This window comes from Pseudohoeflea suaedae (genome assembly GCF_004354915.1).
Classification (GTDB): Bacteria; Pseudomonadota; Alphaproteobacteria; order Rhizobiales; family Rhizobiaceae; genus Pseudohoeflea; species Pseudohoeflea suaedae.
In genome coordinates this window covers 630730-645613 of the sequence record NZ_SMSI01000002.1, presented here as the reverse complement: position 1 = coordinate 645613, position 14884 = coordinate 630730, and the positions used below count along the sequence as shown (strand labels likewise).

Here is a 14884-nt window from a genome sequence, read left to right as displayed (position 1 = left end):
TACCAAGTCAATCTACTCCTGATCGAAAGGTGGGCGAAAACGATCCGCTGGCGGGAGGAAATTGAGTGAAGGCATCTGGCGACACCATCCGTTTGCACGGCGACGACAACGTCGTGATCGCACTTGCCGATCTGGCGGCCGGATCGGTCGTCGACGGGGTCGCCGCGCCCCTGCCCCAGACGATTTCGCGCGGCCACAAGATTGCGACCCGCGACGTCGCCGCGGGCGAAAACATCATTCGCTACGGCCAGATCATCGGCCAGGCGAAATCCGCGATTTCGACCGGCGAGCATGTCCACGTCCACAATCTCGGCATGAGCGAGCACAGCCGCGACTACGGTTTTGCCAGCCAGAACGCCAAACTCCCGCCGATTGACGAAACTCGCACCTTCATGGGCTACAAGCGCGCCGACGGTCGCTATGGCACACGCAACTATCTCGGCATCCTCACCTCGGTGAACTGCTCCGGCTCGGTTGCCAAATTCATCGCCGAGGCAGCGGAAAAATCCGGCCTGCTCGACGAGTTTCCGAACATCGACGGCATCGTTCCCATCACCCATGGCACCGGTTGCGGCATGTCCGGCTCGAACGAAGGCTACGCGACCCTCTTCCGGACGCTGTCCGGCTATGCGCAGCACCCGAATTTCGGCGGCATCCTGCTTGTCGGGCTCGGCTGCGAGGTCATGCAGCTCTCCGATCTCGTCGGCGGCCGCCCCATCCGCGCCGACGGCGCCCTGCGCTACATGACGATCCAGCATGTCGGCGGCACCCGCAAGACCATCGAGAAGGGCCTTTCCGAACTGCGCGGCGTGGCAGAGATCGCCAATCAGGCAAGGCGTGAGGAAGCCCCGATTTCCGAGATCGTCGTCGGCATGCAGTGCGGCGGCTCGGACGGCTATTCCGGCATCACCGCCAACCCGGCGCTCGGCCATGCATCGGATCTGCTGGTGCGCCACGGCGGCACGACCATCCTGTCCGAGACCTCAGAAATCTATGGCGCCGAACATCTGCTGACCCGCCGCGCCGCAACGGTCGAGATCGGCGAGAAGCTCATCGAGCGGATCCGCTGGTGGGAAGATTATACCGAACGCAACGGCGGCGAGATGGACAACAATCCGAGCCCCGGCAACAAGCGCGGCGGACTGACGACAATTCTCGAGAAATCGCTTGGCGCGACGGCCAAGAGCGGCACCGCGCCGCTGAACGGCGTCTACCTCTTCGGCGAGAAGATCGATACCCGCGGTTTCGTCTTCATGGACAGTCCCGGCTTCGATCCCTGCTCGGTGACCGGTCAGGTGGCGTCAGGCGCGAACCTGATCGTCTTCACCACCGGCCGGGGTTCGGTCTCGGGCTGGAAGCCCACGCCCGGCATCAAGATCGCCACCAATTCGGAAATGTATGGCCGCATGTCAGACGACATGGATCTCAATTGCGGGGACATCGTCACGGAGGGCGTCGCCATCGAGGACAAGGGCCGCGAACTGTTCGAACTGATGATCCGGGTGGCGTCCGGCGAAAGGACCAAGAGCGAGGAACTCGGATTTGGCGGGGTGGAATTCGTGCCCTGGCAGATCGGCGCGGTGATGTAGCGCCCGGAGGAGGCATGGAAACTCGGCTTGGGAGGGCCGGAGTGGATGAGTTTACTGGTTGAAATGCGGGGGATCGAGAAGCGGTTTCCAGGGGTTCATGCCCTCAGGAGCGTACGCTTCGATCTGAAGCCCGGCGAGGTTCACGCCCTGATGGGTGAGAACGGCGCCGGCAAGTCGACCCTGATGAAGATCCTGTCGGGCAACTATCAGCGCGACGGCGGCGAGATCTTCTTCGAAGGCAAGCCCGTCGCCCCCGACAGCCCGCGCGCAGCCACCGATCTCGGCATCGGCATCATCCATCAGGAACTCTCCTTGATGAACGACCTCACCGCCGCGCAGAACGTCTTTATCGGCCGCGAGCCGCGAAAGTCATTCGGCCGCCTGGACGAGCCGGCGCTCAATCGTCAGACGGCGGACATATTCAGCTCGATGAACCTCAAGCTCGATCCGAAAGCCCAGGTTGACACGCTCACGATCGCCAAGCAGCAGATGGTGGAGATCGCCAAGGCGCTGTCCTACAAGTCGCGCGTCCTCATCATGGACGAACCGACAGCCGCCCTGAACGACGCCGAGATCGCCGAACTTTTCGTCATCATCCGCAAGCTCAGGAGCGAAGGCGTCGGCATCATCTATATCAGCCACAAGATGGACGAGATCAAACGTATCGCCGACCGCGTCACGGTCATGCGCGACGGCGAATATGTCGACACCGTCGATGCCGAAAGCACGCCCCTCTCGCGCATCATCTCGATGATGGTCGGCCGCGAGGTGTCCGAAAAGCCGCTCGACGTTCCCGATACCAGGGGCAACGAAGTCGCCCTCGAGGTCCGAAATCTCAAGCGCGGCCGCGAAATCCGCGACGTTTCCTTCACCGTCCGAAGAGGCGAGATCCTCGGATTTGCAGGCCTCATGGGTGCCGGCCGGACCGAGGTCGCGCGTGCCGTATTCGGCGCCGACCCGCGTGATGACGGCGAGATCCTCGTTCACGGCAAGCCGGTCTCGATCCATTCGCCGAGCGACGCGGTTCGCTCAGGCATCGGCTATCTCTCCGAGGACCGCAAACGCTTCGGCCTGGCGACCGGCATGAATGTACGCGCCAATATCGCGCTGGCGAGCCTCGACCGTTTCACCTCGAAGGCCGGCGTCCTCGACGAGCGCGGAATGCGTGAAACGGCGAACAACTACATCGACCAGCTCGGCATCCGCACACCGTCCGACACGCAGGAAGTGCGCCTTCTGTCGGGCGGCAATCAACAGAAGGTCGTCGTCGCCAAATGGCTGTTGCGCGACTGTGACATCCTCTTCTTCGATGAACCCACGCGCGGGATCGACGTCGGCGCGAAATCGGAGATCTACAAACTCCTCGAAGAGCTCGCCGCGCAGGGCCGCGCCATCATCGTCATCTCGTCCGAGCTACCGGAAGTCATGCGCCTCTCCCACCGCATCGCGGTGATGTGCGAGGGACGGCTGACCGGCATTCTGCCCGGCGGCGCCGAAACGACACAGGAACAGATCATGGAACTGGCGACCCAGCGCGAATCCGCGATGGCGCCCGTGGGAGAAGTGGCATGAGCCAGACGATCGAAGCAACGCAGCCCCGGCAGAAGAAGGCACTGATCAGCAGCGGCGCCCAACAGCGACTTCTGGCCTTCGCAAGCCTGATCGTGCTCCTGATCGTGTTCTCGATAGCCTCGCCGAATTTCATGCAGACCTCCAACATGATCGCCATCCTTCAGGCGACATCGGTCAACGGCGTACTCGCGGTTGCGGCAACGCTCGTCATCATCACCGGCGGCATCGACCTGTCCGTCGGCACCATGATGACGTTCACCGCGGTGATGACCGGCGTGGTCCTGACCTATCTCGGAATGCCGCTTCCGCTCGGTGTTGTGACGGCCATCGCGACGGGCGCGTTCTGCGGCTTCTGCTCGGGCACCTTCATCGCCAAGATGAAGATCCCTCCCTTCATCGCGACGCTCGGCATGATGCTGATCCTCAAGGGACTGTCGCTCGTCATTTCCGGAACCCGGCCGATCTACTTCAACGACACGCCGGGGTTCGATCTCATTTCGCGCGGCTCGCTGATCGGCGAGATCATCCCGGCGCTCCCGATCCCCAACGGCGTGCTGATCCTGTTCATCGTGGCGATTGCGGCGTCCTACGTGCTCTCCAACACGGTGCTCGGCCGCTACACTTTCGCGCTCGGCTCGAACGAGGAAGCGGTGCGGTTGTCAGGCGTGAACACCGACCGCTGGAAAATGGCGGTCTATGCGCTCGCCGGCGGCATTGTCGGCATTGGCGGATTGCTGATTGCATCGCGGCTCAATTCGGCCCAGCCGGCCCTCGGCCTCGGTTACGAACTCGAGGCGATCGCGGCAGTCGTCATCGGCGGCACGTCGCTTTCGGGCGGACGCGGCACGATACTCGGCACCCTGATCGGCGCGCTCATCATGGCGGTTCTGACGAACGGCCTGCGCGTGCTCTCGGTGGCCCAGGAATGGCAGACGGTGGTCACCGGCGTGATCATCATTCTTGCCGTCTATGCGGACATGCTCCGCAGAAGAAAGGTCTGAGAACGGAGGACGGACCTTTCTGCGCCCCGGCAAGCGCTGCGCGTGATCCGGGCTCTACGCAGTCACGTTGAACAACAACCGAGGAGGAAACACCATGTTGTCACGTCGTACGCTCATTGGCGCCATCAGCGCCCTGGGCCTGCTCGCGGCCTCGCCCGCCGCACAGGCCGAGGAAATGTTCATCCCGCTGATCTCCAAGGGATTTCAGCACCAATTCTGGCAGGCCGTGAAGGCTGGCGCAGACCAGGCCGCCGAGGAATTCGGCGTCAAGGTGACCTTCGAAGGTCCGGACAACGAAACCATGGTCGACAAGCAGATCGACATGCTGGCGGCAGCGCTCGCCAACAAGCCCAGCGCCATCGGCTTCGCCGCACTCGACAGCCAGGCCGCCATTCCGCTGCTCAAGCAGGCCCAGGAGGCCGGCATTCCGGTCGTCGCCTTCGACTCCGGCGTCGACAGTGACATCCCGGTCACCACGGCGACCACCGACAACCTCGCCGCCGCAGGCCTGGCCGCCGACAAGATGGCCGAGATGATCGGCGGCAGCGGCAAGGTCGCCGTGGTTGCCCATGACCAGACCAGCCGCACGGGCATCGACCGCCGCGACGGCTTTCTCAACCAGATGAAGGAAAAATACCCCAACATCGAAGTGGTCTCCGTCCAGTATGGCGACGGCGACCAGCTGAAGTCGACCGAGGTAGCCAAGGCCATCATCACGGCGAACCCCGACCTCAAGGGCATCTTCGGCACCAATGAAGGTTCGGCCATCGGCGTGGTCAACGCCGTGCGCGAAACCGGCACGGAAGGGCTGGTGGTGATCGGCTACGATTCCGGAACCGCACAGAAGGAAGCAATCATGGACGGCACCATGGCCGGCGCCATCACCCAGAACCCCGTCGGCATCGGCTACGAAACCGTCAAGGCGGCCGTCGCCGCCACCAAGGGCGAGGACCTGCCGAAGGTCATCGACACCGGTTTCTACTGGTACGACAAGTCCAATATGGACGACCCGAAGATCGCCGCCGTTCTTTACGATTGATCGGCAAATAGGCTACGAGCGGTCCCGGCACCTTTCGGGGCCGCTCAGCTCTTTTCAAGAAGACAGGAAACTCCATGAAACTTCTCCGTTACGGACCCGTGGGTCAGGAACAGCCGGGCCTTCTCGACAAGGACGGTCGCGTACGCAGCCTCGCCGGAATTGTGGACGACATCGCGGGTCAGGCCCTGTCGCCGGAATCGCTCGCAAGGATCGCGGCGCTCGATGAAAGCACCCTGCCCCTCGTCGACGGCACCCCGCAGGACGATCTTCGTCTGGGCGCCTGTGTCGGCAATATCGGGAAGTTCATCTGCATCGGCCTCAACTATGCCGATCACGCCGCTGAATCCGGCGCCGCAGTACCGCCGGAACCGGTCGTCTTCAACAAGTGGACCTCGGCTGTGGTCGGCCCGGACGACGACGTCCAGATCCCGCGCGGCTCGAAGAAGACCGACTGGGAAGTCGAACTCGGCGTCGTCATCGGCACCGGCGGCTCCTATATCGAAGAAGCCGATGCCATGCGCCACGTCGCCGGTTTCTGCGTCGTCAACGATGTCTCCGAACGCGAATTCCAGATCGAGCGCTCGGGCACCTGGGACAAGGGCAAGGGATGCGACACCTTCGGCCCCACCGGCCCGTGGCTCGTCACCCCCGATGAAGTCGGCGACTTCAACAATCTCGCCATGTGGCTCGACGTCGATGGCAAGCGCTACCAGAACGGCTCCAGTTCGACCATGGTCTACAAGGTCCCTTTCCTCGTCTCCTATCTCAGCCGTTTCATGAGCCTGCAGCCGGGCGATGTGATCTCCACCGGCACGCCTCCCGGCGTCGGCATGGGCCAGAAGCCGCAGGTTTTCCTCAAGGGCGGCGAAGTCATGCGTCTGGGCATCGAAAAGCTCGGCGAGCAGCGCCAGAAGGTTCTGCCCGCCGCTTGAGTTGCCGACGAATTGTCTGAAGAGGCCGGTCCCCGCGACCGGCCTTTTTGTTTCAGCCGTCGTCGCCCTCGCCCTTGGCGAGACGCAAGGCGAAGGAACGGACATCTTCCGGCCAGGCGGTAATCGAACGTTCGAAGCGGGGCATGTCGCCGGCAAAGAGCGCCCGGCTCGCCTCTTCGAAGCCTCGAAGGTCACCCGCAATGGCCTGCATGAAACGGTAGGCGATCCCCTGGCGCGACCGGTCCTTGTCCGCACCGTCGCCTGCCTTGCGCGCCTGATCGACGAGACGCCTCAGCGCCTGCGACGCGCCGCCGGGCTGTTCACCCAGCCATTCCCAGTGCCGCGGCAGCAACGTGACCTCACGCGCCACCACGCCGAGCTTCGGGCGCCCCCGCCCTCTGGCGGCTTCCTGCGCTTCTCCCGATGCCTTCGATGTCGCGCCTTCCGCCTGCGCCCGTTCCGTCAGCCGCCTGATCACATCCGCCGTGCTGCCGCGCAGGTCGAGATCGACAACTCCGCCGGTCGTCTGGTCGAAGACCAGGACCGGCGCCATCCCGTCGAGCGGCAGCGCCCGCACCGCGAGCGCCACATCGACGAGAGCGCCCTCGGCAATCAGCTGTTGCCCCGAGAAAGCGGCGCTCGGCCGCGAGAGAAGGTCGGTCATTGGTTGCATCTCCGTTGCATCACCCTAATACCCGGGTAAAAATATGCTTGTCAATTACACCCGGATAATAATAAAGAGCGCCGAAAGGAGAAGCGCCATGCCCCGTATCGAACAGCGTGCCCTCAGGGACAGCTACAAGCAGACACCCCGCAAATCCGGCGTCTACGCGATCGGCTGCCGGAAGCTGGACGCCGTCTGGATCGGGACCTCGCAAGATCTCGAAAAGGCGCAGAACCGCCATTGGTTCACGTTGAGGACCGGAACGCATCACATCCCTGCCCTGCAGGCCGCATGGAACAAGGAAGGCGGCACCGGATTCGACTACGAGGTTCTCGACACGCTCGCTGACGATCTCGCGCCACTCGCCCGCGAGAATGCGCTGAAGGAAAAGCTTGCCGCCTGGAGGGAAAAGCTGGGTGCATCGCTGCTCTGACCGGGCGCGGACCTTGTGCCCGGACCATCGACGCACGATGATGAGAAGACGCTGAAACTGGTGGGGATGACAATCGACAATGCCGGAAGGCCTGCACGCGAAAATCCGCTGGCTCTACGAGGGGCAGTCTCAACGGGCGCATCAATTCCGCTATGCGCTGCTCGCTTTCGACATCGTCACGATCATCTTCGTGGTGGTGACGTCCTTCTTCGAGCGGTCACCTGCCATCGAGATCCTCGACTTTGTGTTTGGCCTCGTCATCCTCGCCGATTTCCTGATGCGGCTGTCGCTCGAGCGCACCGGTCACTTCCTGCTTCGTCCGGCCACCTGGGCGGACATCGCGGCCGTGATTTCGTTCCTGGCCCCCATCGCCGGCGAGGGTCTCGGCTTTCTCCGGGTACTCAGAACGCTTCGCCTGCTGCACACCTACCAACTGCTGGCGCGGCTGCGGAAGGATTTCGCCTATTTCCGCCAGCGCGAGGAAATCATCCTTGCGGCCATCAACCTTCTGGTCTTCCTGTTCGTGACGACCGGCCTCATCTATTCACTGCAATACCGCTACAATCCCGAAATCCGGAACTACGCCGACGCGCTCTATTTCACCGTGACAACGCTGACCACGACCGGTTTCGGCGACATCACGCTGACCGGCACCAGCGGCCGGCTCCTGTCCGTCGGCGTCATGATATTCGGGGTGACGTTGTTTCTGAGATTGGCGCAGGTTCTTTTCCGGCCCACCAAGGTTCGCCACGAATGCCCGTCCTGCGGGCTGCGCCTGCATGACGCCGATGCCGTCCATTGCAAGCATTGCGGCACCACCATCAGGATCGAGACCGACGGAGCGCTCTAGACGCGCGCCCTCCTCTCGGCCATCACATAATCGACGAAATGGGCGGCGGCTTCCTCGAGAGAGCCTGAATTGTCGATCACCGCGTCCGGTACGATGGCATCGAGATAAGTTGCCGAGCGCTCGATCCGCGCCTCTATCTCATCCGCATCCTCACGCCCCCGGCATCTGAGCCGCTCCTTGAGGACGGAAGGTTCGACGCGGACAAGTACCGCGCGCGTCTCGGCAAAGACCGCATGCATGTGCCGGTAGGCGGCCCGCGATCCGTTGACGACAGCCACCCCGCCACGAGCCAGATGATCGACCATGGTGATCGGCAGGGCGTAGCTGAGCCCGTTGGCTTGCCAGTGGAAACAGAAGCGGCCGAGCTTGAGGCCGGCGTCGAACTCGACATCGTTCAGCGGCTCGAAGTCTTCCGAATCCTCGTGCAGGGGACGGGTGATCGAACGACGGACGAAAAGGATGTCGTCACAGTCTTCCAGACGGTCACGCGCCAGCGACAGGATTGAATCCTTGCCGGCCCCGCTTGGCCCCATGATGACGATCAGGCAGCCGCGCCGCCCGCCCGAGGCAGGTTCGATGTCATTGACCTCTTCCATCAGGCAACCCGCTCACCGGAGCGCCAGACGGAGCGAACAACGGGCACTCCGGACGTGCGCCGCACCCGCACGAGATCGGCGGTCAGGCCCTCGGCGATGCGGCCGCGATCCTCGAGTCCGACCGTACGCGCAGGCGTCGCCGTCACCAGCCGTATCGCCTCCGGCAGGCTCATCACGCCCTCGTCCAGGGCCAGGATGAAGGGTGCCTGGATCAGGCTGAAGGGAACGTAGTCCGATGACAGCACGTCGAGCACGCCGCGCTCGGCAAGGTTCTTGGCGGCGATGTTGCCGGAATGCGACTTGCCGCGAACCACGTTCGGCGCGCCCATGAGCACCGACATTCCCGCCGCATGCGAGGCATCCGCGGCCGCGACGGAGGTGGGGAATTCCGCAAGACCCACGCCGAAGCTCCTGGCTTCCTCGACATGTTCCAGCGTCGCATCGTCGTGACTCGCGATCGTTATGCCGCGCGCGGCGCATATCCCGGCGATCTGCCGCCGGTGGTCGGCGGAGTATTTCTCCGAGGCCGCTACCCGCCGCTTGATGAAGCGCTCGAATTCCTCGTCCGACAAGCCGCGATTTTCCTTGTAGTAGAGGATGTACTGATCCATCGTCTGGAACTGCCGCTGACCGGGCGCATGATCCATCAGCGAGGCGAGGCCGACCTGATCGTCGGTGCGGAAATCCTCGAAATGCTCCATCACATCGGCGGCGGAAACCTCGCACCGCAGATGGATACGGTGGTCGGCGCGCAAACGCCCCTCCCCGCGTGCGATCTCGAACGCATCGGCAATCGCCCGCATCTCGCCCTTCGCGAAACCGCCATCCTCGTCGGATCCGAGCCGCAGGCAGTCGAACACCGTGGTGATGCCGGAGGTGACGATCTGCGCATCATGGGACTGGATGGCCGATATCGCGTTCCATCGCAGGCCCGGGCGGGGCGAATAATGGGTTTCGAGATGGTCGGTGTGGAGTTCGACCAGCCCTGGAATGATGTAATCGCCCTCTACATCCTCGCCGACGGAGGACCTCCCCTCGTCGATCGCGGCGATCTTGCCGTCACGGACGAGCAGGCTGCCCTCGACGATCCGGTCCTCGAGCACCAGGCGGGCATTGGAAAAGACATGGTCTTGGGTCATGCGAAACGAACTTTCAGGACTGCGGAACGGCGAAAGGAAAACGGGCGAGCTGGGTAAAGGGCCTACCCGGTTCGGCTTCAACGAAGAGCGTCAGCGCATCGATATGGAGCGGTTCGGCAAGGTGGCGAGCAAAATAGTCGCTCGCAAAGGTCCGAAGTTTCTCCGCGCGCCCGCCATCAAGCCTTTTCGACAGCGTCAGATGAAAGCCGAAATCGTCGAAGATATAGGGATAGCCCCACTGATCGAGGTTGCCGCGCTGCCGTTCGGTCAGGGTGGACGGGATGCGGCGGGCGCGATCCTCCGGCGTCAAGGGTGCACGAAACCGGTCGAAATGGCGCACGACTTCGCCGGCAAACGAACCGAGCGCCTCGGCATCCCCTGCAGGCACGAGCGCCACGAACCCATGCAGCGTGGCGGCTTTCATCCCGCCCACCGGCACGGGTACCCGAGACGCTGCGAAACTCTCCGCCTCCGCCAGAAGATGGGCCTCCGTCACGGTGTCGGCGAGCCTGAAAGGCGCCTTGATCGTGCCGTGAAATCCGTAACGCCGCGCTTCTGCCGTCACATCCGCGAATTCCTCGCGCGAAAAGCCTGGAACCGGGGGCTGTTCGACCGGTGCATCGGTAACCGGATCACGTCCGAGCCATGCATTGGCGAGACGCGCAAACGCAGCATCCGGGTGCGGCGCGTAGTAAAGTCCGTATCTCACAAGAAATCCTGTCTTCGCTTCAAGGCCGGAGTGTCGGCGATCGTGCCGCAAAATTAAAGCCCCGATACGGAAGCTTTTATGACATCGGCGCGAAAACCGACCCGCCCCTTGTATTCGCATCGCCACTGTGGAAAGCGGCGGACAAGGGCGCCCCATGAGCCGCAAGATGTGTAGGATGACCGCATGACCCCGTCCAAGGATATCTCCCGGCTTCTCGAAATCATGGTGGCGCTCCGCGATCCGCAAACCGGATGCCCCTGGGACATCGTGCAGGATTTCGAATCGATCAAGCCCTACACGATCGAGGAAGCCTATGAGGTGGCCGACGCCATCGAGCGGAAGGATTTCGACGACCTGTGCGACGAGCTGGGCGATCTGTTGCTCCAGGTGGTGTTTCATGCCCGCATGGCCGAAGAGGCCGGCCATTTTGCCTTTGGCGACGTGGTTGAAGCGATCACCGCCAAGATGATCCGCCGTCACCCGCATGTCTTCGCCGTGTCGGAGGCGGACAGTCCCGATGCCGTCAAGCAACAATGGGCGGAGATCAAGGCGGCCGAAAAGGCAGCCCGCGCGGCACGACGCAAGGAACGCGGTCTCGATGTGGATGAAAACAAGGGCCTGCTCGACGGCGTACCCCGCGCCCTGCCCGGACTGACCGAGGCGCTGAAACTTCAGGAAACGGCCGGTCGCGTGGGCTTCGACTGGGGCGCTGCCGGCCCCGTGCTCGACAAGATCGAGGAAGAAATCGGCGAGTTGCGCGAGGCGATGGCTGCCGGCAACGCGGATGAGGCCGCGGGCGAATTGGGCGACGTCATATTCGCGCTCGCCAATCTCGGCCGGCATTTGAAGACCGACCCGGAAAACGCGCTGCGCGGGACCAACACCAAGTTCCGCAATCGCTTCGCCCATGTGGAAAGACGCCTTGCCGAAGCCGGCAAGACGCCCGAACAGTCCAATCTCGACGAGATGGACGGCCTGTGGGACGAAGCCAAGTCGCTCGGCATCGGCAAGGACAGGCCCGCGTAATCAGTAGTCTTCGGGATCGTCCGCGACCACGGTGCCGAGCTTGGCGTCGAGTTCCGCCGATTCCACCGCCGTGATCTCGACCTCCAGCGTCACCGCGCCGTCTTCCTCGTCCTGGCGCGTGAGCACATGGCTGCGCTCATAGACCCAGGGCAGAAGCGACATTTCACCCGGCTCGATGCGGATCGTGCGCTTTTCGAGCGTCCCGGAGATCAATCGCTCGATCTCTCCAAGGAGGGCATCGATCCCGTCGCCCTTGAGAGCGGAAACGACGATCGCATGCTCCGACCCCTCGGCGCGCTTCTTCAGGTCGCTTGCGGCCTCGGGCTCCAGTCGGTCGATCTTGTTCCACACTTCGAGCAGCTTGCGCCCGTCGCCCTCGCCGCGACCGAGGCTTTCGAGAATGTCCTCGACATCCCTGGCCTGCGCGTTCCGGTCCGGATCGGACATGTCGCGGACATGAAGGATGAGATCGGCTTCCACCACCTCCTCGAGCGTGGCCCGGAAGGCGGCGACCAGATGTGTCGGCAGATCGGAGATGAAGCCCACCGTATCCGACAGGATCACCGTGCCGCCATGGGGAAGCTTCAAACGGCGCAGCGTCGGATCGAGCGTTGCGAAAAGCATGTCCTCCGCAAGCACGCCCGATCCCGTCATCCGGTTGAACAACGTGGATTTTCCGGCGTTGGTATAGCCCACGAGCGAGACGATCGGATGCGGCACCTTGCGGCGCTTCGACCGGTGCAGCTGACGGGTACGGCGCACCTGCTCCAGTTCGCGCTCGAGCTTCAGGATCTTGTCCTGCAGCATGCGCCGGTCGGCCTCGATCTGGGTTTCGCCCGGACCGCCCATGAAGCCGCCGCCGCCGCGCTGGCGCTCGAGGTGGGTCCAGCTGCGCACAAGCCGGCCCTTCTGGTAGTTGAGATGCGCCAGATCGACCTGCAGCACGCCTTCCTTGGTCGAGGCGCGGCGCCCGAAGATTTCCAGAATGAGCCCGGTCCGGTCGATGACCTTGACCTTCCATTCGCGTTCGAGATTGCGCTGCTGCACCGGCGTGAGCGGATGATCGACGATCACCAGCCCCGACTCGGTCTCTTCCACGAGCGCGAGAATTTCCTCGATCTTGCCGGTACCGAACAGCGTGCCGGGCTGCGGCTTGGGGACCGGCACCACCAGCGCCTTGGCGATCTCGAGATCGATGGCGCGCGTCAGCCCCACGGCTTCTTCGAGCCGCGCATTGTCCGAGCGCGCAACAAGGCTCTCGGCGGCATCCTCTGCCGTGCGGGTCTTGATGACCGGCACGAGCACGATGGCGCGCGTTTCCTCGGGCGTCACGTCGACACCGTCGCTCTTGTTCTTGTTGGATTTCGTCACGTCAGCTCACAGGCGATACTGCATCACGAGCCGGACGACTCCTCGCCTTCGAACATCTGGACCGGCTGGCTCGGCATGATTGTCGAGATCGCGTGCTTATAGACCAGTTGCGAATGGCCGTCACGGCGCAGCAGGACGCAGAAATTGTCAAAAGATGTGACAACGCCCGTCAGCTTCACGCCGTTGATGAGGAATATTGTCAGCGAGATTTTCTGCTTGCGGACCGTGTTGAGGAACAGGTCCTGGAGATTTTGAGAGCGCTCGGCCATTTCTTTGCTTCTTCCCGTCTTCTTCTTGCCCGCTCATGCGGGAGATCACCGCTTTTCCAGCCCGTAGAGGCGCTTTCGCCTCAGGCACATCTTCGCTTGAACGCGAATTCTGTGTGAGATCCCCCTCACGTGATCGCGCGACACACGCCGACGCGGCCGGATATTCATCCGGCTGGAATGCACGGCAAGAAGACCACTCATTGACGGATTTGTAAATAGCCCATTACCGCCGAATGCGACCGGCTTTCCCGCTTCTTGCGGGCTGCGCCAGCTCTTCGGCAGTTCAGATCCGGAAATCTAGAAGAATTCGAGACTCACGCGGAACATCTGCTCGACATGCTTGACCGCATCGAGCGTCGCGAAGATCACGACGCGGTCCTTTGCCTTGATCCGGGTATCGCCATCCGGACGGATCACAGCCTTGTCGCGATAGACGGCTCCGATCCGCACGCCATCCGGCAGATCGAGTTCACGCAACGGCTTGCCGACGAGCGGCGAGGTTTCCATGGCCTCGGCCTCGATGATCTCGGCGGCCCCCTTCTGCACGCTGTGCACGGCGCGAATGCGGCCGCGCCGGACATGCTGCAGGATACGGGAGATCGTCACCTCGCGCGGATTGATATGGGCATCGATTCCGAGCGTGCGGGTGAAGTCGTGGTAGGACGGATTGTTGATCAGCGCCATGTTGGCCTGACAGCCGAGCCGCTTGGCCATGACGGATGTCAGGATGTTGACCTGGTCGTCATTGGTCAGCGCAACGATCAGGTCGGCATCCTGCACATCGGCCTCGACGAGAATTTCCTGGTCGAGCGACGAGCCGTTGATGACAACTGTGCGCTTGAGTGATTCCGCGATCGAAACCGCCCGGCTGCGATTGCTCTCGATGATCTTGAGGCGCGTGCGGCTCTGGCGTTCCTCGATGGCCTTGGCCACGTAGAAGCCGATATTTCCGCCACCCGCGATGACGATCCGCGCGGCCTCCTGCTCCTCATGCCCGAAAAGGCCGAGCGTCCGGCGAACATTGTCGCGCTGGCACACGACATAGGCCAGATCGCCGGTTTCCAGCTGGTCGGCTGAATGCGGCACGAAAAGTTTCTCGTTTCGCCACACCCCGACCACGGTCGCATTGAGATCGGGAAAAAGCTCGCTCAGCTGATCGAGCGGCGTGTTGACGACCGGGCAGTCTTCCAGGCATTCGATCGCCACCATGACGATCGCATCGTCGGCGAAACGCACCGCATCGGTCGCACCGGGGAGCGCGATCCGGCGCAGCACCACCTTCCCCACCTCGACTTCAGGCGAGATGATGACGTCGATCGGCATGTGATCGCGTGAAAACAGGTCCGCCCAGTGCGGCCGCAGATAGCTCTGCGCGCGAATACGGGCGATCTTCGTCGGCACGTTGAACAGCGAATGCGCCACCTGACAGGCCACCATGTTGACCTCGTCATAGAGCGTCACCGCGATGATCATGTCGGCCTGTTCGGCGCCCGCCTGGGCCAGCATGTCGGGATGGGCGCCATGGCCGACATAGCCGCGCACGTCCAGCGTATCGCGAATGCCCTGGATGAGATCGGCCGAGGTATCGATGACCGAGACGTCGTTTTCTTCCGCCGCAAGACGCTCGGCAATACCGTAGCCGACCCGGCCCGCTCCGCAGATGATGACTTTCATTCGCTTACCCCGGCGAGAAT

At 62.9% G+C, this 14884-nt stretch carries 15 protein-coding genes; 8 read left to right on the top strand and 7 right to left on the bottom strand.

Annotated features, from left to right (window positions below; genetic code table 11):
* The first annotated feature begins 65 nt into the window (after positions 1-65).
* The 5 genes from E2A64_RS13200 to E2A64_RS13180 all read left to right on the top strand — a co-directional run bounded on the left by E2A64_RS13200 (position 66) and on the right by E2A64_RS13180 (position 6133).
* Positions 66-1589 (top strand): UxaA family hydrolase, encoded by a 1524-nt coding sequence (locus E2A64_RS13200; RefSeq protein ID WP_133284933.1) that lies wholly within the window; start codon positions 66-68, stop codon positions 1587-1589.
* Between the two features lie 45 nt (positions 1590-1634).
* Complete coding sequence (locus E2A64_RS13195; RefSeq protein ID WP_133284932.1) at positions 1635-3161, top strand: sugar ABC transporter ATP-binding protein; 1527 nt, start codon at positions 1635-1637, stop codon at positions 3159-3161.
* A complete protein-coding gene (locus tag E2A64_RS13190) occupies positions 3158-4162 on the top strand; it encodes an ABC transporter permease (protein ID WP_133284931.1) in 1005 nt (334 codons plus the stop codon). Before E2A64_RS13195 ends, E2A64_RS13190 begins: the two co-directional genes overlap by 4 nt.
* A gap of 94 nt (positions 4163-4256) precedes the next feature.
* Positions 4257-5201, top strand: coding sequence for an ABC transporter substrate-binding protein (locus E2A64_RS13185; protein ID WP_133284930.1), 945 nt, complete (start codon positions 4257-4259; stop codon positions 5199-5201).
* 74 nt (positions 5202-5275) lie between these two features.
* Positions 5276-6133: a fumarylacetoacetate hydrolase family protein gene (locus E2A64_RS13180; RefSeq protein WP_133284929.1), complete on the top strand. Its 858-nt coding sequence runs from the start codon at positions 5276-5278 to the stop codon at positions 6131-6133.
* A gap of 52 nt (positions 6134-6185) precedes the next feature.
* On the opposite strand, the gene E2A64_RS13175 is transcribed toward E2A64_RS13180, so the two are convergent.
* Positions 6186-6797, bottom strand: a complete 612-nt coding sequence (locus tag E2A64_RS13175; protein ID WP_133284928.1) for a DUF2239 family protein — start codon at positions 6795-6797, stop codon at positions 6186-6188.
* Positions 6798-6894: 97 nt separating this feature from the next.
* On the opposite strand from E2A64_RS13175, the gene E2A64_RS13170 reads away from it, so the two are divergent.
* On the top strand, positions 6895-7230 hold the full coding sequence (locus tag E2A64_RS13170; RefSeq protein ID WP_133284927.1) for a GIY-YIG nuclease family protein: 336 nt from the start codon (positions 6895-6897) through the stop codon (positions 7228-7230).
* Between the two features lie 79 nt (positions 7231-7309).
* The gene (locus tag E2A64_RS13165; protein ID WP_133284926.1) at positions 7310-8080 is read left to right on the top strand and encodes an ion transporter; all 771 of its coding nucleotides are present in this window, start codon (positions 7310-7312) and stop codon (positions 8078-8080) included.
* Here E2A64_RS13165 and phnN read toward each other — a convergent pair.
* From phnN to E2A64_RS13150, 3 genes are read right to left on the bottom strand one after another with little or no spacing between them, the layout of a single operon-like run.
* Positions 8077-8676, bottom strand: a complete 600-nt coding sequence (phnN, locus tag E2A64_RS13160) for a phosphonate metabolism protein/1,5-bisphosphokinase (PRPP-forming) PhnN (RefSeq protein ID WP_133284925.1) — start codon at positions 8674-8676, stop codon at positions 8077-8079. The genes E2A64_RS13165 and phnN overlap by 4 nt on opposite strands.
* A complete protein-coding gene (locus E2A64_RS13155) occupies positions 8676-9815 on the bottom strand; it encodes an alpha-D-ribose 1-methylphosphonate 5-triphosphate diphosphatase (protein ID WP_133284924.1) in 1140 nt (379 codons plus the stop codon). The genes phnN and E2A64_RS13155 overlap by 1 nt, the downstream gene beginning before the upstream one ends.
* A gap of 13 nt (positions 9816-9828) precedes the next feature.
* Entirely contained in the window at positions 9829-10524 is a 696-nt protein-coding gene (locus E2A64_RS13150) for a DUF1045 domain-containing protein (RefSeq protein ID WP_158285762.1), read from the bottom strand.
* A gap of 183 nt (positions 10525-10707) precedes the next feature.
* On the opposite strand from E2A64_RS13150, the gene mazG reads away from it, so the two are divergent.
* The gene (gene mazG, locus E2A64_RS13145) at positions 10708-11550 is read left to right on the top strand and encodes a nucleoside triphosphate pyrophosphohydrolase (RefSeq protein ID WP_133284922.1); all 843 of its coding nucleotides are present in this window, start codon (positions 10708-10710) and stop codon (positions 11548-11550) included.
* On the opposite strand, the gene hflX is transcribed toward mazG, so the two are convergent.
* The 3 genes from hflX to trkA form a co-directional block, all read right to left on the bottom strand.
* Positions 11551-12921: a GTPase HflX gene (gene hflX / locus E2A64_RS13140; RefSeq protein WP_244598273.1), complete on the bottom strand. Its 1371-nt coding sequence runs from the start codon at positions 12919-12921 to the stop codon at positions 11551-11553. It abuts the gene before it with no gap.
* Positions 12922-12944: 23 nt separating this feature from the next.
* Positions 12945-13190: an RNA chaperone Hfq gene (gene hfq, locus E2A64_RS13135; RefSeq protein WP_133284921.1), complete on the bottom strand. Its 246-nt coding sequence runs from the start codon at positions 13188-13190 to the stop codon at positions 12945-12947.
* Between the two features lie 297 nt (positions 13191-13487).
* Complete coding sequence (gene trkA / locus E2A64_RS13130) at positions 13488-14864, bottom strand: Trk system potassium transporter TrkA (protein ID WP_133284920.1); 1377 nt, start codon at positions 14862-14864, stop codon at positions 13488-13490.
* Positions 14865-14884: the final 20 nt, after the last annotated feature.